Source organism: Prochlorococcus marinus CUG1415 (assembly GCF_017696015.1).
GTDB lineage: Bacteria > Cyanobacteriota > Cyanobacteriia > PCC-6307 > Cyanobiaceae > Prochlorococcus_A > Prochlorococcus_A marinus_AE.
The window spans coordinates 511,535-533,669 of the sequence record NZ_JAAORL010000001.1; the positions used below are offsets into that span (position 1 = coordinate 511,535).

The 22,135-nt window shown below is 33.8% G+C and carries 26 protein-coding genes; 16 read left to right on the forward strand and 10 right to left on the reverse strand.

Annotated features, from left to right (window positions below; translation table 11 throughout):
• Positions 1-25 precede the first annotated feature (25 nt).
• Positions 26-1,249: a site-2 protease family protein gene (locus tag HA143_RS02915; RefSeq protein WP_209083145.1), complete on the forward strand. Its 1,224-nt coding sequence runs from the start codon at positions 26-28 to the stop codon at positions 1,247-1,249.
• Between the two features lie 12 nt (positions 1,250-1,261).
• On the opposite strand, the gene HA143_RS02920 is transcribed toward HA143_RS02915, so the two are convergent.
• A complete protein-coding gene (locus HA143_RS02920; protein ID WP_373921633.1) occupies positions 1,262-1,966 on the reverse strand; it encodes a lipoyl protein ligase domain-containing protein in 705 nt (234 codons plus the stop codon).
• Positions 1,967-2,105: 139 nt separating this feature from the next.
• On the opposite strand from HA143_RS02920, the gene psaM reads away from it, so the two are divergent.
• From psaM to HA143_RS02935, 3 genes are all read left to right on the forward strand, one after another.
• Positions 2,106-2,210, forward strand: coding sequence for a photosystem I reaction center subunit XII (gene psaM, locus HA143_RS02925; RefSeq protein ID WP_025887817.1), 105 nt, complete (start codon positions 2,106-2,108; stop codon positions 2,208-2,210).
• An 85-nt stretch (positions 2,211-2,295) separates the two neighbouring features.
• Positions 2,296-2,643 (forward strand): hypothetical protein, encoded by a 348-nt coding sequence (locus tag HA143_RS02930; RefSeq protein WP_209083146.1) that lies wholly within the window; start codon positions 2,296-2,298, stop codon positions 2,641-2,643.
• Positions 2,644-2,697: 54 nt separating this feature from the next.
• Complete coding sequence (locus HA143_RS02935) at positions 2,698-3,702, forward strand: protochlorophyllide reductase (RefSeq protein WP_209083147.1); 1,005 nt, start codon at positions 2,698-2,700, stop codon at positions 3,700-3,702.
• A gap of 6 nt (positions 3,703-3,708) precedes the next feature.
• On the opposite strand, the gene bchL is transcribed toward HA143_RS02935, so the two are convergent.
• From bchL to HA143_RS02955, 4 genes are all read right to left on the reverse strand, one after another.
• Positions 3,709-4,596 (reverse strand): ferredoxin:protochlorophyllide reductase (ATP-dependent) iron-sulfur ATP-binding protein, encoded by an 888-nt coding sequence (gene bchL / locus HA143_RS02940; protein WP_002805445.1) that lies wholly within the window; start codon positions 4,594-4,596, stop codon positions 3,709-3,711.
• Between the two features lie 192 nt (positions 4,597-4,788).
• A complete protein-coding gene (locus HA143_RS02945; RefSeq protein WP_209083148.1) occupies positions 4,789-6,369 on the reverse strand; it encodes a ferredoxin:protochlorophyllide reductase (ATP-dependent) subunit B in 1,581 nt (526 codons plus the stop codon).
• Positions 6,370-6,372: 3 nt separating this feature from the next.
• Positions 6,373-7,629, reverse strand: coding sequence for a ferredoxin:protochlorophyllide reductase (ATP-dependent) subunit N (locus tag HA143_RS02950; RefSeq protein WP_209083149.1), 1,257 nt, complete (start codon positions 7,627-7,629; stop codon positions 6,373-6,375).
• Between the two features lie 157 nt (positions 7,630-7,786).
• Positions 7,787-8,155 carry a hypothetical protein gene (locus HA143_RS02955; RefSeq protein WP_209083150.1) on the reverse strand — a complete coding sequence of 123 codons (369 nt, stop codon included), beginning with the start codon at positions 8,153-8,155 and terminating at the stop codon, positions 7,787-7,789.
• A gap of 97 nt (positions 8,156-8,252) precedes the next feature.
• On the opposite strand from HA143_RS02955, the gene HA143_RS02960 reads away from it, so the two are divergent.
• Entirely contained in the window at positions 8,253-9,023 is a 771-nt protein-coding gene (locus tag HA143_RS02960; protein WP_209083151.1) for a BMC domain-containing protein, read from the forward strand.
• A gap of 7 nt (positions 9,024-9,030) precedes the next feature.
• Here HA143_RS02960 and HA143_RS02965 read toward each other — a convergent pair whose 3' ends face one another.
• Positions 9,031-9,615: a non-canonical purine NTP pyrophosphatase gene (locus tag HA143_RS02965; RefSeq protein ID WP_209083152.1), complete on the reverse strand. Its 585-nt coding sequence runs from the start codon at positions 9,613-9,615 to the stop codon at positions 9,031-9,033.
• A gap of 335 nt (positions 9,616-9,950) precedes the next feature.
• On the opposite strand from HA143_RS02965, the gene HA143_RS02970 reads away from it, so the two are divergent.
• From HA143_RS02970 to HA143_RS03005, 8 genes are all read left to right on the forward strand, one after another.
• Positions 9,951-10,262: a BMC domain-containing protein gene (locus HA143_RS02970; protein ID WP_002807869.1), complete on the forward strand. Its 312-nt coding sequence runs from the start codon at positions 9,951-9,953 to the stop codon at positions 10,260-10,262.
• A gap of 69 nt (positions 10,263-10,331) precedes the next feature.
• Positions 10,332-11,747 (forward strand): form I ribulose bisphosphate carboxylase large subunit, encoded by a 1,416-nt coding sequence (locus HA143_RS02975; protein WP_002805854.1) that lies wholly within the window; start codon positions 10,332-10,334, stop codon positions 11,745-11,747.
• 98 nt (positions 11,748-11,845) lie between these two features.
• Positions 11,846-12,187: a ribulose bisphosphate carboxylase small subunit gene (locus HA143_RS02980; protein WP_011376108.1), complete on the forward strand. Its 342-nt coding sequence runs from the start codon at positions 11,846-11,848 to the stop codon at positions 12,185-12,187.
• 94 nt (positions 12,188-12,281) lie between these two features.
• On the forward strand, positions 12,282-14,579 hold the full coding sequence (gene csoS2, locus HA143_RS02985) for a carboxysome assembly protein CsoS2 (RefSeq protein WP_209083153.1): 2,298 nt from the start codon (positions 12,282-12,284) through the stop codon (positions 14,577-14,579).
• 7 nt (positions 14,580-14,586) lie between these two features.
• Positions 14,587-16,116 (forward strand): carboxysome shell carbonic anhydrase, encoded by a 1,530-nt coding sequence (locus tag HA143_RS02990; protein WP_209083154.1) that lies wholly within the window; start codon positions 14,587-14,589, stop codon positions 16,114-16,116.
• 2 nt (positions 16,117-16,118) lie between these two features.
• Positions 16,119-16,376, forward strand: coding sequence for a carboxysome peptide A (locus tag HA143_RS02995; protein WP_025929977.1), 258 nt, complete (start codon positions 16,119-16,121; stop codon positions 16,374-16,376).
• Positions 16,377-16,389: 13 nt separating this feature from the next.
• On the forward strand, positions 16,390-16,638 hold the full coding sequence (locus tag HA143_RS03000) for a carboxysome peptide B (RefSeq protein ID WP_209083155.1): 249 nt from the start codon (positions 16,390-16,392) through the stop codon (positions 16,636-16,638).
• A 74-nt stretch (positions 16,639-16,712) separates the two neighbouring features.
• Positions 16,713-16,952 (forward strand): 4a-hydroxytetrahydrobiopterin dehydratase, encoded by a 240-nt coding sequence (locus HA143_RS03005; RefSeq protein ID WP_209083156.1) that lies wholly within the window; start codon positions 16,713-16,715, stop codon positions 16,950-16,952.
• Between the two features lie 9 nt (positions 16,953-16,961).
• Here HA143_RS03005 and HA143_RS03010 read toward each other — a convergent pair whose 3' ends face one another.
• The 3 genes from HA143_RS03010 to gloB all read right to left on the reverse strand — a co-directional run bounded on the left by HA143_RS03010 (position 16,962) and on the right by gloB (position 18,431).
• Positions 16,962-17,186: a DUF3136 domain-containing protein gene (locus HA143_RS03010; protein ID WP_209083157.1), complete on the reverse strand. Its 225-nt coding sequence runs from the start codon at positions 17,184-17,186 to the stop codon at positions 16,962-16,964.
• A gap of 87 nt (positions 17,187-17,273) precedes the next feature.
• Positions 17,274-17,666, reverse strand: a complete 393-nt coding sequence (locus HA143_RS03015; RefSeq protein ID WP_209084414.1) for a RidA family protein — start codon at positions 17,664-17,666, stop codon at positions 17,274-17,276.
• A gap of 24 nt (positions 17,667-17,690) precedes the next feature.
• Complete coding sequence (gene gloB, locus HA143_RS03020) at positions 17,691-18,431, reverse strand: hydroxyacylglutathione hydrolase (RefSeq protein ID WP_209083158.1); 741 nt, start codon at positions 18,429-18,431, stop codon at positions 17,691-17,693.
• Positions 18,432-18,471: 40 nt separating this feature from the next.
• Here gloB and hisG point away from each other — a divergent pair, with 40 nt between their 5' ends.
• From hisG to HA143_RS03035, 3 genes are read left to right on the forward strand one after another with little or no spacing between them, the layout of a single operon-like run.
• Positions 18,472-19,110 (forward strand): ATP phosphoribosyltransferase, encoded by a 639-nt coding sequence (hisG, locus tag HA143_RS03025; protein ID WP_209083159.1) that lies wholly within the window; start codon positions 18,472-18,474, stop codon positions 19,108-19,110.
• A 12-nt stretch (positions 19,111-19,122) separates the two neighbouring features.
• Positions 19,123-20,919, forward strand: a complete 1,797-nt coding sequence (locus HA143_RS03030; protein WP_209083160.1) for an ABC transporter ATP-binding protein — start codon at positions 19,123-19,125, stop codon at positions 20,917-20,919.
• Complete coding sequence (locus HA143_RS03035) at positions 20,919-21,449, forward strand: GNAT family N-acetyltransferase (RefSeq protein WP_209083161.1); 531 nt, start codon at positions 20,919-20,921, stop codon at positions 21,447-21,449. Before HA143_RS03030 ends, HA143_RS03035 begins: the two co-directional genes overlap by 1 nt.
• Here the strand turns inward: HA143_RS03035 and HA143_RS03040 are convergent, their stop codons facing one another.
• Positions 21,450-22,133: a TIGR04283 family arsenosugar biosynthesis glycosyltransferase gene (locus HA143_RS03040; RefSeq protein WP_209083162.1), complete on the reverse strand. Its 684-nt coding sequence runs from the start codon at positions 22,131-22,133 to the stop codon at positions 21,450-21,452.
• Between the last annotated feature and the right edge of the window lie 2 nt (positions 22,134-22,135).

The following is a 22,135-nucleotide window of genomic DNA, read 5'->3' on the forward strand; positions in this document are numbered from 1 at the left end:
TTGCTAAATATAGCGGAGATTATTTTTGAGAAGTTGGCAAATTTTTAAAATATGGGGAATTCCCTTCAAAGTTCATCCCTATTGGTTTGTTATTCTCTTTTTATTCTCATGGAGCATAAGTAAACAGGTTAATTTATCTTCTGGTGATGTCTACAATACTAAAGAAGCTTGGATTATAGGGTTCCTAACTTCTTTTTTCTTATTATCTTCAATTATTACCCATGAGGTTTTACATACCTTTGTTTCCCTAAATCAGGGTGTGAAAATAAAAAAAATTACTTTTTATTTTCTGGGAGCAATTTTTCAAATAGATAAGTATTGTCAAACTGCTTTAGGTAATATAAAAATAGCAGTTGTAAGGCCTCTATTATGTTTTGCTACAGCATCATTTCTACTTTTAATTAGTTATTACAGTGCATCTCAACAAATAATAGCAATCAATATAATTTCGAGAGTAGGTATATTGAATTTATTTTTAGGATTCCTAAATTTAATTCCAATTGGTTCTTTAGATGGAGGAAATTTATTAAAAAGTATTATTTGGCATTTCTCAGGGAGTAAAAACAAAGGAAGAAAATTCCTTAATAAAGTAAATTTGTTTTTATCTTTATTAGTTCTAATATTTGGCATAATTTGTTTATTTAGATTTAACTTTTACTATGGCTTTATTCTTTCTTTTTTAGGTTTGTTTGGAGTTAATTCTTCAAAATCAGAAAGTCAATTTTTTAAAATTGAAAACTTACTTAAATTTAGTAAAGTTTCTGAACTTAAATTAAAGCCATTAAGAAAAATTGAATACGATTCTGATTTCTCAGAATTGAATAGATTAGTAAAAAATAAAAAGAATGCAGCAGATAAATATTTTTTTGTTGTAAATAATGGTAGATGGTCGGGTTTTGTTGATGAGAATATTTTAAAAACTGTCTCCATAAATAAATGGGAACGGAAATTTGTTGGAGACTTTGAGAAACCAATCAATAGTTTTGCAAGTGTATATCTTAATGACAAATTATGGAAAACTATAGAAACCCTTGAAGAAACAAGTGAAGGTATTTTGTTGGTACTCAACGCTGCAGATATCCCTTTGGGGATAATTGATAGGTCAAAGATTGGACAATTTATATTAAAGAAATTAGGTTTTAATTTGCCTTCAGAGATTGTGAACAAATTAAATTATAGAAATCAGTATCCTTTGGGAATTGAATTACCAAGAATAATTAATTTAATGAAGAAGAAAGGAGATCTTTAAGAATCCGTATCATTAAAATTTTTTAATATTTTTATTATCTATGGCTACATTTTTGAACTTTATATTTGATTTATTCTCTAGGAATGAATTTCTTAAATGTTGAACTATTTCATCATTTGTGAGGCCCAGATTTATTTTTGGTGGAGCTTCTTCTTTAAATAATTTGAACCATAAATCTTTTGAAGGTTTTGTTTGAATCTCTCCATGTTGCAGAAATGCCCCATTTTTACGATATTGTGCACTTCCTATCCTCTTGAACCCATCTTGATCAACCAAATCAGAAATTAATGAAGACCCAAAACAATTAGATGTTATAGGTGATGTTCGTAAATTACCATTTTGTAAATTTAGACCTAATTCTCTAAAACTCTTAATTAACCAATTATTTACCATTTCATAACTAAGGATTTTATAGTAAGTTTTTTTAAATGTTAATGCATATGTTATGCCTCCTGAATGCAAAACTGCTCCCCCTCCAGAAGGACGCCTTACAATGTTAATTTCCCCATCGGATAATAATTTTTCCCAGTGCGGAGGAATTTCCTTTTGGTGATAGCCAATTGAAAGCCAATCTCCAGTCCAATAGTAGAATCTCAATGTGAAAATTATTTCAGGATTTGAAATTGTCTGATCTAAAGAATTTAAATCTAAAGCCATTTGATCGAATCCAGGTAAATTACTTGTCGAAAAAATTAAAGCTTGATTTCCTATTCCCAAAATTAACTTTGCAGGTCTAATTTATAATAATTTTCAAAAAATTTTTTCTTTCAATTTATTAATTACGTAACATCATTTTGTAATAGTGTGTCAAAACCCCACTTTTAGGTGGAGAATATAGGAAATATTTTTTTTAACCATGGAGCCAACCCAAACAATAAATTTAATTGCACTAAGCCTAATAGTAGTTATGCATGCTGGAGTTTTAGCACTAAGGCTAGGAATAAGTTTAGGTAGAAACTAAAATTTATTAGAAAATATATATTTTTAAGGTAATAATATCAATAAGACTGAATTGACTTATTCAGTAAAAATACCAGTTACTAAATTTGTCACATTTTTTTCATAAAAATAGTATTTTTCACAAAAAATATATAGGTTCTCCATCTAAAATAAAGCAACAAAAACAGGATGATTCTGCATATTTAGTTTTTTTAATTATAAAAATTTGCTTTTCCCTTTTAGCAATAATAAGCTTAATTAAACTTGGCTATAGTTCCAAATTTAGATTGACCAGACTAAGAGAGATTCAAGACTCATTTTTATACGAAAAATATCGCTTTAATGTTTTGACAACAAGGTTTGATGATTTATTTTCTTCTGAAGGTGAGCAAAGATTTATGAAGGATCAGGATCAAATCATTTCTAGGGACATTATCAGAGTAATATGGCGTTGATAAGGATGATTTAAAACATTTTACTTATCATCTTTCTATTAACTTTTTTTGCTAGTGAATATGAACAATAAGGGTTTAGTCCTAATAACAGGAACAACTTCAGGAGTTGGATTAAATACTCTAAAACCTCTATTGAGGTTTGGATGGGAGGTTATAGCTGTTAATAGATCAAATAAAAGAGCTATAACAATAGCTGAGGAATTCTTGACAAAAGAGGAAATTAAAAATGTTCACTTTATAGAAATAGATCTTTCTGACTTGGATGATGTAAGAAAAGGTTGCGATGAAATATTGGAAAGATTTGAAAACCCAATAAATTCTCTTATTTGTAATGCAGCAGTTTATAAGCCGAGACTAAAGAGGCCTGAAAGATCTCCTCAGGGTTTTGAAAACTCTATGGCAGTTAATCATTTTGGTCATTTTCTTATGATAAACCTGCTTATGGAAAATATTTTATCTTCGGAAAGAGAAATTGTCCTAAATGGTAAATCTACTGTATTCAAGCCAAGAATTACAGTATTAGGAACTGTCACTGCTAATTATTCAGAACTTGGAGGGAGAATTCCCATTCCTGCCCCAGCTGATCTAGGAGATTTATCTGGATTTAAAAATGGCTTTTTATCTCCAATAAGTATGGCGAATGGAAAGAGATTCAAACCTGGTAAGGCTTATAAGGATAGTAAACTTTGCAATATGGTGACAGTTCAGGAATTATCAAAAAGATATCCTGCAGAGAAAATTATTGTTAATTCTCTCTATCCTGGATGTGTCGCGGACACTAAACTTTTTAGAGATACACCTTGGATATTTAGATTTCTTTTCCCCCTATTTCAGAAATTCATAACAAAAGGATATGTGTCACAAAGATTGTCAGGAGAGAGGGTTGCTCAGGTGGCAACCTTTAAAGAATATGCTAAACCATCAGTCCATTGGAGCTGGGGAAATCGTCAAAAAACTGGCAGAAAAGCTTTTTCTCAACAGTTGTCTAAAAGAATAATTGATACGCAGACCTCTCAACAAACTTATGATCTAACAAAAAAATTAGTTGGATTAAATTAATTAAAATTAATCAAATCCTAATAAATCAAAAATTTCTCTATCTTTCAGTGGATTGCCTTCCAAAGGTTCTACGTTTTCAAGCATATTTTTAGCAAGAGATAAATATTCATTTTGAACTTCAATTACGTCTTCAGTTGGTTCCATTTCAAAGATGGTACATTTTTTTAGTCTTGATCTTCTAATAGCGTCTACATCTTTAAAATGAGCCATAGTTTTTAAACCTGTTCTTTCATTGAATTTATCAATTTGGTCAGTATCTTTTGACCTGTTTGCTACTACTCCGCCTAATCTGACCTTATAATTTTTTGCTTTTGCTTTAATTGCAGACACTATTCTATTCATGGCGAATATTGAATCGAAGTCATTAGCCGTAACTATTAGGCAGTAATTTGCATGTTGCAATGGAGCTGCAAAGCCCCCGCAAACGACGTCTCCTAGGACATCAAAAATAACAACGTCAGTATCCTCTAATAAGTGATGTTCTTTTAGAAGCTTAACTGTCTGACCAGTAACATATCCCCCGCATCCTGTGCCAGCAGGCGGGCCTCCACTTTCTACGCACATTACGCCGTTAAAACCTTCAAACATGAAATCGTTAGGTCTCAATTCTTCGCTATGAAAATCTACCTCTTCGAGAATATCGATTACTGTAGGAACCATTTTGTGCGTCAAAGTGAAAGTGCTATCGTGTTTCGGATCACATCCAATTTGTAGTACCTTTTTCCCTAATTTTGAAAATGCTGCAGAAAGGTTTGATGATGTAGTCGATTTTCCGATACCACCCTTGCCGTATACGGCAATAACTAAAGCCCCTTCTTCAATATTTATTTTTGGATCTTGCTTTACTTGAACACTCCCTTCCCCATCAAGAGGTTTATTTATAGTACTTGTCATTTAAAGCTGTAATTTACACGTTAATACTTATATTCTTGCAGGTATATGCCTCCTAGAATGTATTTCTCAACAAATAGTTATTTATTAAGATTAAAGATGCAAGATATATGTTTATAACTAGATATTCTAGAATTTTTTATTTACTCTATGAGTGAAAATACTCATGCCTAAATAATATTTTATTTGTAATAATTAAGCGAAAAATGCTTTTGCGTCATAGAGGGTCTCATCATTAATTTCAGGAAGACCTTTTGAGAGAGCATATTTCTCTGTATTTGATTTAACTTTCCCTCTCACAAAAAATGGTACTTTTGTAAGTTCTGCTTTTCCAGATTCTGTCCATAGAATACTTTTTTCTTTTTGAATACTTATATTACTTTGCTCGTCTTTAGTTTCTTTATTCTCAGGAGCATTTGTCGCAGTATGTCCTAGATGACTTTGATGACCGTCAACAAACTCAAAATCATGTTTGAACATATCAATTAGATGCTCTTCTAATCCCATCATTAGAGGATGAACCCAGTCGTCAAAAATCACATTTGCTCCTTCCCATCCCATTTGAGGACTATATCTAGCGGGAACATCCTGGACATGCATTGGGGTACTTATCACTGAGCATGGAATACCAAGTCTTTTTGCGCTATGCCTTTCCATTTGAGTCCCTAAAACTAATTCAGGGGATGCTTTTTTCATTGCATCTTCAACTTCTAGGTAGCTATTAGTTATTAGTGCTTCTATATTTAAATTCTTAGCTGCAGCTCTTACTTGTCTCGCCATTTCTCTGCTGTAGGTTCCTAGACCTACGACTTCAAAGCCTAATTCATCTTTGGCAATTTTGGCCGCTGCGATAGCATGAGTACCGTCACCAAATATAAAAACCCTTTTCCCCGTCAAATAATTAGAATCAACTGACTTTGAATACCATGGAAGTTTTGACTTGTGCTCTAGTTCCCCTTTATTCGTTAAAGGTAGGTCAAGCTTTTCATGAACTTCATGAATAAAATTAATCGTATTTTTTATACCAATTGGAATAGTAGTGGTATATTCCATTCCGCAATTACGCTTAAGCCATTCACAAGAAATTTCAGCAATCTCATGATACAGGCAAACATTTATATCAGCATCAGTTAATCTCTCAATATCTTCTGGGCTTGAACAGAGTGGTGCAATAACATTAGTATCAATACCTTGCTCTGAAAGTATACGTTGAATCTCGATTACATCATCTCTGCATCTAAATCCTAATAATGTAGGGCCTAATATATTAACTTTAGGTCTTCGACCTAACAACTTCCATCTTTGAGGGTTGATTTTATCAATTTCATTTACCTTATCTTTTAAAAGAGTTCTAATTATTTGATAAAAGGTTTCTGAAGCTCCCCAGTTTTCTTTTTTGCTGTAAGCAGGAAGTTCAAGATTAACAATTGGAATATCAAAGCCCATACCCTTAGCAAGAGCACCTGGCTGATCTTGTATTAGTTCAGCAGTACAACTTTCTCCTACTAAAAGGGTTTTTGGTTTAAATCTTTCAACTGCCTCAGTAATATTCCTTTTAACTAATTCGGCTGTATCTCCTCCTAAATCTCTAGCTTGAAACGTTGTATAAGTTACAGGAGGTCTCTGACCTCTTCTCTCAATCATTGTAAAAAGGAGATCTGCATAAGTATCTCCTTGAGGAGCATGGAGTACGTAATGAATATCTTTCATTGATGAAGCCACTCTCATTGCACCTACATGAGGAGGACCTTCATATGTCCAAAGAGTTAATTCCATAATTTAATGAGTCGCTAATGTTTTGGATGTAAGTATTTGATTCCTTGTTAAAGGCCTTGAGAAAAGTCCAGCCAAATCAGCTGCTTGATCAATTCCGTGTATTGGGCTAAATACCATTTCTATAGACCATTTAGTACTAATACCCTCGGCTTCCAGTGGGTTGGCTAAACCCATTCCACAAACTACCAAGTCAGGACTTGAAGCTCTAACACGATCAAGTTGTTTCTCTACATGTTGCCCTTCAACTATTTTTGTATCATCCGGTAATAAATTAAGCTCCTCATCCATCAAATCTTTATTTAAATAGGGAGTCCCAACTTCAATTAGCTTCATTCCACATTCGTTATGTAAGAATCGTGCTAATGAAATCTCAAGTTGTGATTCAGGTAAAAGGAATAATTTTTTTCCTCTTAATATTTCAGTATGTTTTTCTAGTGCCTGCCTAGCTCTATTAGCTAAAGGAGCAATTACCTCATGAACTTTTAGTTCATTAATTTCAAAAGCATCTGCCCCAGCTAAAAACCATTTAGTGCTGCCCTCCACACCTAATGGAAATGGAGCATAAATTATCTCACAACCTCGATGTTTAAGGTCCCTGACTGTATCACTTAAGTATGGTTGAGTTAATAAAACCTTTGTGTTCTTTCCGATTTTTGGTAATTCAGTTGATTGCCTGGGGGGGAAACTTTCAACATTAGTTATCCCAATATTATTGAAAATCTTCTTGAATCTATCTTCGACATTATTAGCTAATGTCCCAACTAATAATAATTTCTCATCATCTGTAGATTCCATTAAGGGGATAAGAGCTTTTAATGCGCCATCTTCTCCTTGTGTAAATGTAGTTTCGATTCCACTACCTGAGTAGTTCACAAACCTTACTTGACCTGAAAATCGTTTGTTTAATTTTTCGGCAACAGTTGAAAGATCTAGCTTGATTACTTCACTAGGGCAAGAACCAACTAGGAAAAGAGTCTTTATTTCAGGTCTCCTAGAAATAAGATCATTTACTACTCTATCGAGTTCTTCGTGAGCATCGGCAAGACCAGCAAGATCTTTCTCTTCAAGAATAGCTGTACCAAATCTTGGTTCAGCAAAAATCATTACCCCTGCAGCACTTTGGATTAAATGTGCGCATGTTCTTGATCCAACAACGAGAAAAAATGCATCTGGCATTCTTCTGTGTAACCAAACTATCGAAGTTAGTCCACAAAAGACTTCTCTTGGCCCTGTTTCTTTATTAAGTTCTACTTTACTCATTAAAAATATTTAGAGCTTATTACTTAAGCTTGCATAAACTTTTTAATTTAAGAAAGTAATTAATAAGTTCTCTTACAAAATGCACACATTTAGAAAACTTATATGAATGTTTAAATAATTAAATGAGAATTATTAAATAGATTTTTTAAGGGTCTTTTTAATTCCTGTAGAAGGAATTTCCTTGACTTGTTTTTGAAATCCTCCATAAATTTCTAGCTATTTTTGTAGCTAATAATCCTGCTCTTTCTAACTTGGATTTTCCTGGCTTTGCTCCAATTAAAGCTGTCACCTCTGAAGTCGTTAAAGGCGCTCCGGTATTAATAGCTAATTGCGTTAACTCCAATCTATCTCTAAGGTTCTTAAGATTTACTTTCTCTATTTTATCTTCTTCTAACCAACTAAAAGATGGATCTTTCTGAGATAGTTTTTGCATCAAACTTAAGCTTACTAATCCAAGAGTTTGATCAGGAGTTAATTCTTTTTCCGTACCAGAAACATTTGGTTCTTTGTTTTGAGATGTTCCCATAAAAATGAATATCTTTTACTTGAAGTTATCGTTTTGTGGGCAGCATGCAAGTAAATTTAATAGAAAAAATGAACCATTATCCGTTATAGTCGCGTGAATGGAACCAACTTCTAGCTTTAACAGAGGGGAACGAAAAAAAGGGAGTTCTCTTGTAACAGGATCTGAGGTACAATCTCAGGCCAGTGGTGCTAGCTGTTTTATTACTACTGATTCAGAAAAGTCTTTGGTATCCAGACAAGCAAGTCAAGTTGAGCAAATTGAGTTGAGAACATATGTTTTTTTAGATTCTCTGCAACCTCAATTAGCTGCATATATGGGAACGGTTAGTAGAGGTTTTTTACCTATCCCTGGTGATTCATGTCTTTGGATGGAAGTCTCACCTGGGATGGCAGTTCATAGAGTTACTGATATTGCCTTAAAAGCAAGTAATGTAAGACTTGGTCAGATGATTGTTGAAAGAGCATTTGGATCTCTTGCTCTTTACCATAAAGATCAAAGCACCGTTTTACATTCTGGAGATGTTGTTCTAGATGCTATTGGAAGTGAAGTTAGAAAAAGAACAAAACCTGCAACAAGTTGGACAGAAGTTATTCGAGCTATTACTCCAGATCATGCCGTTTTAATAAATAGACAAAACAGAAGTGGATCAATGATCCAATCTGGAATGAGCATGTTCATACTAGAAACTGAACCGGCTGGTTATGTTTTAAAAGCTGCAAACGAAGCTGAAAAAGCATCTAATATAACAGTTGTTGATGTTAAGGCAGTCGGAGCTTTTGGTAGATTAACTCTCGCGGGGAAAGAAGGAGATGTAGAAGAAGCCGCAGCAGCTGCTATAAGAGCAATTGAAGAAATTTCAAATTATTGAGAATTTTTTAATTTAAACCTATTTCTTTTTTTAAAAAAGGCGACATAATTTTCGCAGCTTTACCCCTACTGCCTAATTTACTTAGTTGTGATTGTGAGAGCTCTCCGTAAACACAGTTAGCTTCTTTAACCCAAAAAATAGATTCGAATTCCCCATTTGGGTATTTGGGGTCCTTAAGAATTTCTCCCCAGCAAATTCCAGTTGTATCTTTAACTAAGTTTCCTAAAGGATCACATAAAACCATACAACTTATAAATCTTGCACTTCTGTATGGACTGTCTTTAAGTTCACTAATTAATTTTTTAATTTTTTCATCATTTGTTTTGGCATATCGAGCAGAATATATCCCTGGCCGACCATCTAAATAATCCACCTCAAGACCTGAATCATCTGCTAATGCCCATGTTTTTGTCTCTAAAGAAGCTGCTTTAGCTTTTAATAAGGCATTCTCAAAGTAATTAGAGCCAGTTTCTTCTACATTTAAATATTCCGGTTGTTTTTCTACTTTTAGAGACAAAACATCTAACATTTCTGAAATTTCAGATACCTTTCTGTGATTCCCACTAGCAATAGTAAGTACTGGAATAGACAAAACAGTTAATTTATTTAATTGAGAATATTATCTTACTTCAAAGTTTGATGTGATACGGAGACAGGAAAGGTTGAACATTCCACACCTGAGTAGACAGGGCCTGCCTCGTACGCAAATAACTTAATGTAAATTTTTATTTAACACAACAGTATGTTTTGATGCTCTAACTAATTCTCATAAGTATTAATAGATCAATAATACCAAGGGTGATAAGTTTATCTTATGAGTGATAGAAAAAAGATTAATAGAGTTTTTAGGTAAAAACACTTGACTTATAAGTACTCAATGGAGCATTCTTGCAAACGAACATTCCACATTTAGTAATTTAGTAGGCAATGGCTACAGAAACAATGGGTATCGCTCTCGGCATGATCGAGACACGCGGACTTGTACCTGCAATCGAAGCAGCAGACGCAATGACCAAGGCAGCAGAAGTTCGTCTTATTGGTCGTGAATTCGTAGGTGGCGGTTATGTCACAGTATTAGTTAGAGGCGAAACAGGCGCAGTTAACGCAGCTGTTAGAGCTGGTGCTGATGCTTGTGAAAGAGTTGGTGACGGTTTAGTTGCAGCTCACATTATTGCTCGTCCTCATAGAGAAGTTGAACCTGCTCTTGGAAACGGTGAATTTCTTGGTCAAAAGGACTAATTAACTAAAGCAAGATTTATAAATTTTGCACAATAATTATTTTCCCTACACAGACCTAAATTTATCCTTATGAGTAAGAAGTATGATGCAGGGGTAAAGGAGTACAGAGATACCTACTGGACTCCAGAATATGTACCCCTAGACACCGATTTACTAGCCTGTTTCAAATGTACAGGCCAAGAAGGTGTCCCAAGAGAAGAGGTTGCAGCGGCTGTTGCGGCTGAATCTTCAACAGGTACTTGGTCAACAGTTTGGTCCGAGTTACTTACAGACCTAGAATTTTATAAAGGACGTTGTTATCGAATCGAAGACGTTCCTGGAGATCCTGAAGCTTTTTATGCTTTTATCGCATATCCTTTAGATCTTTTCGAAGAAGGTTCAATTACAAACGTATTAACATCTCTTGTTGGAAACGTTTTTGGATTTAAAGCTCTAAGACATTTACGTCTAGAAGATATTAGATTCCCAATTGCTTTTATTAAAACTTGCGGTGGTCCACCAAACGGAATCGTAGTTGAAAGAGATCGTCTAAACAAATACGGAAGACCTCTTCTTGGCTGTACCATTAAACCTAAATTAGGTTTGTCTGGTAAAAACTATGGTCGAGTTGTATATGAGTGTCTTAGAGGTGGTCTTGATTTAACTAAGGATGATGAGAATATTAACTCTCAACCATTCCAACGTTGGAGAGAGAGATTTGAGTTTGTTGCAGAGGCGGTTAAGCTTGCTCAGCAAGAGACTGGAGAAGTTAAAGGTCACTATCTAAACTGTACAGCTAACACTCCTGAAGAACTCTATGAAAGAGCCGAATTTGCAAAAGAGCTAGATATGCCAATCATCATGCATGATTATATAACTGGTGGTTTTACTGCAAATACTGGTTTGGCTAACTGGTGTCGTAAAAATGGCATGCTTCTGCATATTCACAGAGCTATGCATGCTGTTATTGATAGACATCCAAAGCATGGTATTCATTTCAGAGTTCTAGCAAAATGTTTGAGGCTCTCCGGAGGAGACCAATTACATACTGGAACTGTTGTTGGAAAACTTGAAGGTGATCGTCAAACAACTCTTGGTTACATTGATAACTTAAGAGAGTCATTTGTTCCTGAAGATAGATCAAGAGGTAACTTCTTTGATCAGGATTGGGGTTCAATGCCTGGAGTATTTGCAGTCGCCTCGGGTGGTATTCACGTTTGGCATATGCCTGCACTTTTAGCGATTTTTGGAGATGACTCTTGTCTTCAGTTCGGTGGAGGAACACATGGTCATCCATGGGGTTCAGCTGCTGGAGCTGCAGCTAACAGAGTAGCTTTAGAAGCTTGTGTAAAAGCACGTAATGCTGGTCGCGAAATCGAAAAAGAGAGTAGAGACATTCTTATGGAAGCTGCTAAGCATAGTCCTGAATTAGCTATTGCTCTTGAAACTTGGAAGGAAATCAAATTTGAGTTTGATACCGTCGACAAGCTTGACGTTCAAGGTTAAACCAGATTCAAAATTGAGGAGATTCTTTTTCTCCTCAAACTTCTATAAATTTCGTTTTATAACGACTATTTTTCATTCACATTTAATTTAGATTAATTATGCCTTTCCAGAGCACAGTAGGCGACTATCAAACAGTTGCAACCCTGGAAACATTCGGTTTCTTACCACCGATGACCCAGGAAGAAATATACGATCAAATTGCATACATAATTGCTCAAGGTTGGAGTCCTGTTATTGAGCATGTTCACCCTAGTGGAAGTATGCAAACTTATTGGTCTTATTGGAAACTCCCATTCTTTGGTGAAAAAGATCTTAACTTGGTTGTAAGTGAATTAGAGGCATGTCATAGAGCATACCCTGATCACCACGTAAGAATCATCGGCTACGATGCTTACACTCAAAGCCAAGGGACAGCATTTGTAGTTTTCCAAGGACGTTAAATCTACTTTATGTAGTAAATATCTTTCTCCAAAAAAAATATTTTTGGAGAAATTTTTTAAAAGAGTTTATTAAAGAGTTTTAAATTTGAAGATTATGTCAAAAAAAACCAGTAGAGAGATTGCACTAGAAAGAAGAAAGGCGATGAGTGATGGCGGTAAAAAAGCTGCTGCTTATTCTTCAACTACTCAAGATAGAGTTCGATCTTCTCAAGATATTCAGAATTCTGGGATTCAGTCTTCTCCTAACACTAAAAATATTACTAAACCAGCAATAAAACATATTCCAAAAACTCAGGTAACTAGAAAGTCTTCTTCAACAACTTTATCTAGTAAAGAGTTAGTTATAAAGAGAAGAAAAGCAATGTCCACTCATGGTAAATCAGCTATATCTTCATCTGATAGAACTCGTACTGATGTTAAAAAAGAAATTACTGTAAATGAACTTGAATCAACTGTAAGTAAAAATCAAGAAGTTCAAAATTCAAATAATATAGAAACTAAAACATCCAAACCAAACGTTAAAAGAAGAATTAATCAGAAGAAAAAGCCTATTACTAATACAAGTAGAGATATTGTTTTAGCGAGAAGAGAAGCTCAATCTAAGCATGGTAAATCAGCATCAAAACAAAATACTAGTGCAGCTTCTTTAGCTAGAAGGGGAGACCCAGATTTAAGTAGTAGAGAAATTTCTCAGAGAGTAAGAGAGCTAAGAAGTAAAACTGGCGCCACAGGTAATAAAGGTAATGGTAAATGTAGACCATGTGGCCCAAATAAAAATGGAGCTAAACAAAATATTGCTGATGCTAGTTGGAAAGTTGGCAAAAGTGAAACTGATTCAGGTCAAATAGTTACTGGAACACAAGCCAATAGATCTGTAAAAACTACAGGAAATGAAGCAAGTACATGTAGAACAGTTACTGGTACCCAATATATGGGAGCAGAAGTAATTGATCAATTTTGTCAAGATAAACCAAGTTATAAACAACCACTTAGATCTACTGTTACTTCAACAACATCGGGGAATAAAGTAACAGGTAATGAAGTTGGTAGATCTGAGAGGGTTACAGGGGATGAACCAGGAACTTGTAAAAATCTTACAGGTACTGAATATATATCAGCTAATCAATCCCAGAAGTATTGTGGTGATGTCCCAAAAAACCCTTCAAAGGTTAAACATAGTATTACAACTGATGGATTAAAAGTATCTGGATCCCTTCCCGGTAGATCAACCCTAGTCACTGGAGATGAATCAGGTTCTGGGAAACAATTAACAGGAGATCAATATCTTGGATCTGAGCCAAATCCAAAAGGTAAAGCATTTGAAAAAGTAGGAACTTACAACACTCTTAATGGGAATAATGTAACTGGTACAGGAGTAGGCAGATCAGAGCATATGACAGGTAATGAGCATGGTAGTTGTAAAAATGTAACTGGTGATGAGTACATAGGATCTCAACAATATGAGAAGTTTTGCGGTTCAAAACCAAAACCAGAAGCTAGGAAAGTAGGTTTAAGCCTTTCTTCAAAGTCTAATTTGATAAGTGGGACTATGACAGGAAGATCAAAAATCGTAACTGGAGATGAACCAGGTTCCTGCAAAGTATTAACAGGAACACCATATGCAGGTTTAGATCAGATTAATGAAAATTGTAGTAATGAAATTTCAGAAGATATGAAATCCCGAGCAACAGTTAATTCTGGAAATAATTCAAATGCCAGACTTACAGGACATCAACCAGGTATTGGTGGAGTAATGACAGGGGCTAAGAAAGGTGCTTGTAAGAACTTAACAGGAACTCCTTATGTTGGTGGCGATCAGTTCTCAAAAGCTTGTGATAATCCTCCACATGATAATGCTTATGCTAATCAGGAAAAGTCAGCAGGTAATTCTTGGAAAGAATTCTCCGTTAATTCACCATCAAGAGATAAATATTCTGAAAAAAATACTCAGGGTGTTACAGGTAATCAATATGAGAATGGTTCAAAGATAACAGGACCATTTGATATGGCAGGAGATAAAGTCACTGGAACTGAACAATTCAGATTTGAACCTAATAAAAATATTACTTATAAACAAAAAATGCAACTTGAAGAGGAAGAACGTGTTTCAAAGACACCAGAAAGAAGAGTTGCCTCTAGGATTACTGGTGAAGGACAATCAGTGGGAAACGTAACTGGTGATGATTGGGATCGTGGAGATAAAGTAACCGGAACAGAGGGAGCTTCTTCTAGGAAGAGAAATCCATCAAGAGCAGGATTCATTGGTGCAATGCCCCCGTTAGAGGTTAAAAGAAATGAAGAAACAGAAAAACCAGATTTCTTGATAACTGGATCTAGTGGTAATACTCGTGAAGGACAACTTGTTACCTTTTCAGGTGGTGCAAGAGGTTAAGTAAATAATGCCTTTAAGAGGACTGGCTAAAGCCAAGAACTTCACATTGGGGCCAACGGCTCCAATGAAAACTTTTACGGAAAATATTCATATACAAACTAAAGAATCAAATGATTTGAGAAATTCGGGAAAGTCTCATAAATTAACTAATAATATACAAAATGAAAAGCTTTATAGATACGACAGCCAAATAAAAAGTGATTTTGACGAAATTGTTCCAACTCTCAAGGAAATTGCTCGAATTCAACATCATGAAGATTTTATAAATACTGCTCAGTCAATATCAAGAAAAAATTTAGGAATAGATTTACCCCTTCATGTATTAGATAAATCTTGGGTTAAACCTCTTGATATGAGAGCTCTATATGCATGGTGTGCTTTCAAGCAGCATGAGAAACTTAGTGACAATTTTTTTAAAAATGACCCTCTTGAAGGAGCTGCTGGTAGTAGAAGTGCTCAAGACTTTGAAAAATTTATTTTAGATTGTGGAATACATTTACTTGATATAACTCCTTGTTCCGATGGGAGATTAGCTCATTCAGTAGCATATGTTATGAGAATACCTTTTAGTTCAGTAAGAAGAAGATCTCATGCTGGTGCAATGTTTGATATTGAAAATACAGTAAATCGATGGGTAAAAACTGAACATAAAAGATATAGAGAAAATATCCCTAATGAAGCTCATAAAAATACAAGATACTTAAAAGTTGTAACTTATCATTTTAGTTCTGTAGATCCTTTGCATCAGGGATGTGCAGCTCATGGGAGTAATGACGAGTTAGCTGCAGAAGAAGGTAGAAATAAATTATATGCTTTCAAAGAGGCTGTAGAGAATAGTTTTTGCTGCGGAGCATCTGTTGATTTAATGTTAATTGGGCTCGACACAGACACTGATTCATTAAAAATACATTTGACAACTAGTGATGGCAATATAGATTTAGAAAAAACTATTTCTACTTTAGAAATTTATAATTCAACAATAAACTTTTCAAAAGATGATGCTGAGAGAGAAATATGTCAGATAATTTCTAAGCAGTCTTCCAAAGATAAACTTCAAGGAATAGAAAAATTTATCTATAAATTAATTGTTAATAATATATCTCAAATTGATTATGTGAAAAATTTTCATAATAGCTCTTATAAAGATATTGGTCATGCTGAGAGATTTATTGGAGTTGGTATAGGTTTCAAAGAAGTCCACCTCAGAAATTTAACTTATTTTGCTCATTTAGATACTGTAGAAGAAGGGGCGCCAGATTTAGATGTAGGAGTTAAGATTTTTACTGGATTAAATATTTCTAAAGATCTACCAATTCCAGTAGTTATAAGATTTGATTACTCTGGCAAAGTGCCTGGAGCAAAAGAGAGAGCAATAAAAGATTGTGAAAGAGTTAATAATGCGATATCAATTAGATATAAAAATTTAGTTGACCAAGGATTGTTACATACTTGCTCTACTATTAGAGATAGGGACAAAATTCATTCCGCCCAAATTATTGGAATGTCTTTAGATAAAAAAACAGAGGAGGCTCACTAGTTATGTTAATTTGCAAGGTTGTAAAACCACTAGTATCTACTAATAGGATTCCTGGTTTTGAACATAAACATCTACAGGTTGTTTTAGATGGCTCTTCAAGTAAGGTTGCTGTGGATGCTGTTGGCTGTAAGCCAGGAGATTGGGTTATTTGTGTTGGGAGTTCTGCTGCTAGAGAAGCTGCAGGAAGTAAATCTTATCCAAGCGATTTAACCATTGTTGGCATAATTGATCATTGGGATCCTGATAACTCAAAAAACTAGGAGGACAGAAATCGTGGAAATAATGAAGGTATTAGGAAGGATGGTATGTACTCAAAGAGTAGCTGGCTTAGGTCATATGAATTTGCGAATTTTGGAAAATAACAAAGGAAAGAAATTAGTTGCTGTTGATCCTGTTGGAGCTAGAGAAGGAAACTGGGTTTTTACTGCTAGTGGCTCTGCTGCAAGATTTGCTTGCCCTAATCCAGAAGTTCAAACCGATTTAACTATTGGCGGTATTATCGATTATTGGGAGAATGATTAAATACTTTAACTTAAAAAGTTTATTTAGAAACTTTGTTGACTGTATAGTGTAATTAATCCAGAATAAAGAATTTAATGTGGAATGAAAGAGAATCACCGTTGAGGATTGAAAAAAGGTTTGAATTTAACGAATACTCAAAAATTAGTAAATTCATCGAAAAAATTGAGAAATTATGTAAAGAAAAGGACATCTATCCGAATATTAGCTTTGGTAAGAATTTTGTTAGTCTTTCAATATTTTTCGATAAAAAAGAAATATCTGATAAGGAAAAAGACTTTTCAAAGGAAATAGATAATTTTTATTTACAAGATTAATCCTTTTTACTAATTATTGGGCTTAGCAATATCTCTTTTGATTAAAGCCATTAAATATGTGGGAGCTTTATATCTTCCCGGTAGACATCTATTTAAAGTTTCAAGATGCCCCCAACACACTGTTCTTTGTATATCTTTAACTGAGTTACCTTTTAAAATTAATAGTCTAAGAGCTTTGCAAAATAGTGGATAACCTGCTTCTAATTCATCTATATTAAGGTTTGCTGCTGACATAGACCAAATTAGGAATTACCACTTTAATAATCTATACAAATATGGTGCAAAATTGGATCATATTTGAAATTTCTAAATAATTAGAAATTAATCTAAAAATGCAACGCAATCTATTTCAACTAAAACTCCTTTCGGAAGAGATGAAACTTCCACACATGCCCTTGCAGGAGGATTTTCAACTTTAAAAAAGTCACTATATATCTTATTGATTATTTGAAAATTACTTAGGTCGGTTAAGTAAATAGTTGTTTTTACTACATCCTCTAAGCTTGCTCCACCAGCTTTAAGAACTGCTTCGAGATTTTTTAAAACTTGAATAGTTTCCTTCTCTATATCACCCAAACATGTTATTTCATTTAAAGCTGGGTCTATGGCAATTTGGCCAGAACAAAAAATAAAATCCCCAGCTTTTATTGCTTGATTATAAGGCCCTACTGGATCTGGAGCATTAGATGTTTTAATTACTTTCTTTGTTGACATTTGTTGAGAATGATACCTCTCCATTTAAGCCCATAAATCTTTATTTTCTCTTAAAAAAGTAAATTCTTTTAAACCTTTTGCTCTTAAAAAAAGGTTAATTTTCATCTCTTCATCTAGTTGAAATGGAATTGTTAATTCATTGAGAGAAAGTTTTTTTTCAACTTGTAAAAGTTTATTTTTTATATTTTGATCTTTAGGCTTGAGATTTAATGCCCATAATAGATTCGCCTTGGTATACTCATGAGCACAATATATTAGAGTATTTTTTGGTAATAATTTTATTCTTTCTAGAGAAGAGTACATTTGTTGATAAGTCCCTTCAAAAATTCTTCCACAGCCACCTGAAAATAATGTATCGCCAATAAATAGAACAGGATTTTTGCCATTCAAAAAGAAGGCGATATGCGAGCTTGTGTGTCCTAATACTTCAATTATTTTTACTTCTTCACCTAAAATATTTAAAGTTTCTCCATCATTTACAGATATATTTTGAAAAGGTATTCGAGTTTTTTCTTTGGATGAAGCAATCACCTTTACATTTGGCCACCTTTCCATAAGAGATTGAGTCCCTCCAATATGATCTGAATGATGATGAGTTTGCAAAATAGCTTTTAAGTGAAGATTCTTTTCTTCTATATATCTAACTACTGGGTCGTGTACAGATGGATCTATAACTACTACTGATTTATCTTTTACCCATAACCAAATGACATTATCACTTAAAACTCTTATTCCTATTATATTTTGAGCTTTATTAAATTCCATTATTAACTTAGAATGAAGAATCCTTGGAAGAAATTGAACTATGATTACTATAGCTTTACCAAAGGGAGCTCTGTTAGAAGATTCAATTTCAATTTTTAAAAGAGCTGGTTTAGATTTCACTAAAGCGTTGGAGGAAAATAATAGATCATTAACCTTTGAATCAAATTGCAAACGGGCTAAAGCCTTATTGGTAAGAAATGGAGATGTCCCTGTTTATGTGAGTTATGGCCAGGCTGATTTGGGTATCGTTGGATATGACGTTTTACGAGAATCTGATTTGACAGTCGCAAAGTTACTCGATTTGGGATTTGGGGGTTGCTATATGTCATTGGCCGTTAAGAAAAATAGCAATTTTTCAAAACCAACAGATCTTCCTGCGAATTGTAAAGTAGCAAGTAAATTCACAAAAACGGCAAGATCTTATTTTGATGAATTAAATATACCTGTAGAAATAGTTCATTTAACAGGATCAGTCGAGCTTGGTCCTATTACAGGTATGGCAGAGGCAATAGTTGATTTGGTGGCAACAGGAAAGACTCTTAAAGAGAATGGTTTAATTAAAATAGATGATCTTTTCTACTCGACTGCAAGACTAATTGGCAATCCTTTATCTATGAGGTTAGATGATAATCATCTCAGAGATACAATTTTATCAATAGAATCAATTAATGCTTTATAGAAGATTAGCTAAATGTTTTTGAATGATTTTAGAAGAATTAAAAAGTTAGGTAAATATTTAACTAAAGATAAAAAAACAATCTATTTGATCTTAATAGTATTGCTTCCTGTGTCTTTCTCTGGAGCTATTCAGCCACTATTAGTAGGTCAAGCAATTACTATCCTTAAAAAAGAAACCACAGATGTCTGGCTAAGTAAAATTTTCATTGGGCAGTCAATAAATGCCATAATTTTAACTTTATTTGTAACGGTTCTTCTTAGGTTAGTTTTGCAAGGGTACCAAACCTACAATATCCAAGCGGTTGGGCAAAGATTAACGGCAAGGATAAGAAGAGAACTTTTTGAGCATTCAATATCTTTGTCTCTTAAGTATCACGATAAAATGCCTGTTGGAAAATTATTAACGAGATTAACAAATGATGTTGATGCTTTAGCCGAGGTTTTTGGAAGTGGGGCAGTTGGAGTTATTGCTGACTTTGTGAGTCTTATAGTGATTTCATTGACAATGCTTTCAATTGATCAAGGACTTGCAATTTTATTGCTTTTGACTCAAATCCCAGTTTCATATTTCATTATTTGGCTTCAAAAACGTTATAGAAAGGCCAATTATCAAGTAAGAGAGGAGTTGTCTCAACTCAACTCTGATTTTCAAGAGAATCTTCAAGGTCTAGAAGTAGTTCAGATGTTTAGGAGAGAGGCTTTTAATAGTAAAAAGTTTTCAAATACTGGAGCCGCTTATAAGAAAGCAGTTAATGGAACAATATTTTATGACAGCAGCATTTCAGCATTTATAGAGTGGATTTCGCTTGCCGCAGTTTCCTTGGTTTTAGCAGTTGGAGGGTATCTTGTTACGTCCGGTAATATTGGGTTAGGAACATTAACAACTTTTATTTTATATTCCCAAAGACTTTTTGAACCTTTAAGACAGCTTGCAGAAAGATTTACTCAGATTCAAGGAGGGCTTACAGCTGTTGAGAGAATAAATGAATTATTGGATGAAGAAATTCAGATTAAAGACTCTTTATCCTCAAAGCATTTTTTAGAAGATGCTCAGAATGCAAATATGCAATTTAAGGGTAAAATTGAATTTAAGAATGTTAATTTCTTCTACAAAGAAGGAGAACATATCCTGAAGGATTTATCTTTTCTGATCAAACCAGGGGAACATGTAGCTTTCGTAGGCCCAACTGGTTCAGGTAAAACAACCATAATTAGATTGTTGTGTAGATTGTATGAACCTCAATCAGGTCAAATTTTAATCGATGATATAGATATCAAAGATATTCCTATTGCCACCCTTAGAAATATGTTGGGTGTGGTTTTACAAGATACCTTTATCTTTAGTGGCAATGTTGCGGATAATTTAAAACTCAATGCAAATATAGACAATCATGAATTAGAAAATTTATGTAAAGAATTAGGATTAAGTAATTTGGTAAAAAAATTACCAGAAGGTTTGAACACTTTTCTTAGAGAAAGAGGAGGAAATCTTTCTTCGGGAGAGAGACAACTTCTTTCAGTAGCTAGAGTGGCGATTAGAAAACCTGTTGTTTTGATAATGGACGAGGCAACAGCGTTTATGGATCCCTCTACAGAAGCTGCATTACAGAAAGATCTTGAAAGAATTCTAAAAAAAAGAACAGCATTAGTAATAGCTCATAGATTAGCAACTATTGAAAGTTCTGATAAGATTTTAGTTTTAAAAGGGGGATCATTAATTGAAGAGGGAACACATATTGAATTAAGAATGAAAAAGGGTTTGTATTTTCAGCTCTCTGAGCTTCAAGAAAAAGGATTTGCAAATTTTTAATGATTTTTAGAAACCAAGTGCCATCAATTAAAAAATCAAACAGTATATCTAGAGATGAACTTATAGATATATATGGTTTGAATTCTTATGAATTTACTCAAAAAGATAAAGAACAAATTTTTGTATGTAGCAAAAGTAAAGAGTTAGATCTAATAGAGCTAGATCAACTTTTGCAAACTGTTGGTTGGAGCAGACGACCAATAAGGAGAGTTAAAAGAGCTTTGGATTTTAGTATTTTAGTGGTTGGATTATGGCGCCATGACGATAAATTTCCTAGGCTAGTAGGATTTGCGAGATGCACTGGCGATGGAATTCTAGAAGCAACTGTTTGGGATGTTGCTGTGAATCCTGTCTATCAAGGGCTAGGATTGGGGAAAGAACTAATGAAATATATTCTAAAAGAATTAAAACAAATTGGCATTTCAAAAGTTACTCTTTTTGCTGATGCGGAAGTGGTTACTTTTTATAAAAGACAAGGTTGGATATTGGAACCAAGAGGTTCTAAATGCGCTTTTTGGTATGCAAATTAATTATTTTTTGTAGTAGTCATAATATATAGATTTTGTCGATTCGCCTTTTAACCATCTTCTTCTAAAGTTCCAGTTCTTGAGTGCTTGGAGAAAAATATTCGTTCTTTCCCATTTCCTTGAACTTGTAAAAATAGGTAAATTTAATTGCTTTAAATATTTTTTGCAGTTTAATCTCATTAAAAAATCTACGTCCTCCATTAAATGAATCTTTCTAAAACCATTATTCTTAAGATAAATAGATCTATGAATTATTAAACCTTGGTCTCCATAAGGTTGTTTAAAATATTGGCTTCTAAAATTAACAAGAATCTCGAGCAGTCTGTAAATTAACTTTTTGTCATTAATTCTAAATTTAAAATAGTAAATATAATTTTTATCTCCCTTTAAAACTGATTGTATTTTTGTAAACCAATCATGAGTTAATCTTGTGTCAGCATGTAAAAACATTAGCCAGTCCCCATTTGATTTTTTAGCACCAGTATCTAATTGTAAGCCTCGATTTCTTTCTTTGGATTTATATACTTTCGCGCCATAAATATTAGCTACATCAATAGTTTTATCTTCACTCCCACCGTCAACAATAAGAATTTCACCCTCTTTCTGAATAATCGACAAGTCCGAAAGCAATAATGGCAAATTATTGGCTTCATTAATAGTTGGAATTACAACTGAAATTTTAGACAAGT

What these genes read in the sequence shown, in the direction of transcription:
- psaM (WP_025887817.1), top strand. Translation starts at nt 2,106, where the DNA reads ATGGAGCCAACCCAAACAATAAATTTAATTGCACTAAGCCTAATAGTA.
- bchL (WP_002805445.1), bottom strand. Translation starts at nt 4,596, where the DNA reads ATGACAAGTACTATAAATAAACCTCTTGATGGGGAAGGGAGTGTTCAA.
- HA143_RS02945 (WP_209083148.1), bottom strand. Translation starts at nt 6,369, where the DNA reads ATGGAATTAACTCTTTGGACATATGAAGGTCCTCCTCATGTAGGTGCA.
- HA143_RS02950 (WP_209083149.1), bottom strand. Translation starts at nt 7,629, where the DNA reads ATGAGTAAAGTAGAACTTAATAAAGAAACAGGGCCAAGAGAAGTCTTT.
- HA143_RS02955 (WP_209083150.1), bottom strand. Translation starts at nt 8,155, where the DNA reads ATGGGAACATCTCAAAACAAAGAACCAAATGTTTCTGGTACGGAAAAA.
- HA143_RS02960 (WP_209083151.1), top strand. Translation starts at nt 8,253, where the DNA reads ATGGAACCAACTTCTAGCTTTAACAGAGGGGAACGAAAAAAAGGGAGT.
- HA143_RS02970 (WP_002807869.1), top strand. Translation starts at nt 9,951, where the DNA reads ATGGCTACAGAAACAATGGGTATCGCTCTCGGCATGATCGAGACACGC.
- HA143_RS02975 (WP_002805854.1), top strand. Translation starts at nt 10,332, where the DNA reads ATGAGTAAGAAGTATGATGCAGGGGTAAAGGAGTACAGAGATACCTAC.
- HA143_RS02980 (WP_011376108.1), top strand. Translation starts at nt 11,846, where the DNA reads ATGCCTTTCCAGAGCACAGTAGGCGACTATCAAACAGTTGCAACCCTG.
- csoS2 (WP_209083153.1), top strand. Translation starts at nt 12,282, where the DNA reads ATGTCAAAAAAAACCAGTAGAGAGATTGCACTAGAAAGAAGAAAGGCG.
- HA143_RS02990 (WP_209083154.1), top strand. Translation starts at nt 14,587, where the DNA reads ATGCCTTTAAGAGGACTGGCTAAAGCCAAGAACTTCACATTGGGGCCA.
- HA143_RS02995 (WP_025929977.1), top strand. Translation starts at nt 16,119, where the DNA reads ATGTTAATTTGCAAGGTTGTAAAACCACTAGTATCTACTAATAGGATT.
- HA143_RS03005 (WP_209083156.1), top strand. Translation starts at nt 16,713, where the DNA reads ATGTGGAATGAAAGAGAATCACCGTTGAGGATTGAAAAAAGGTTTGAA.
- HA143_RS03010 (WP_209083157.1), bottom strand. Translation starts at nt 17,186, where the DNA reads ATGTCAGCAGCAAACCTTAATATAGATGAATTAGAAGCAGGTTATCCA.
- HA143_RS03015 (WP_209084414.1), bottom strand. Translation starts at nt 17,666, where the DNA reads ATGTCAACAAAGAAAGTAATTAAAACATCTAATGCTCCAGATCCAGTA.
- gloB (WP_209083158.1), bottom strand. Translation starts at nt 18,431, where the DNA reads ATGGAATTTAATAAAGCTCAAAATATAATAGGAATAAGAGTTTTAAGT.
- hisG (WP_209083159.1), top strand. Translation starts at nt 18,472, where the DNA reads ATGATTACTATAGCTTTACCAAAGGGAGCTCTGTTAGAAGATTCAATT.
- HA143_RS03030 (WP_209083160.1), top strand. Translation starts at nt 19,123, where the DNA reads ATGTTTTTGAATGATTTTAGAAGAATTAAAAAGTTAGGTAAATATTTA.
- HA143_RS03035 (WP_209083161.1), top strand. Translation starts at nt 20,919, where the DNA reads ATGATTTTTAGAAACCAAGTGCCATCAATTAAAAAATCAAACAGTATA.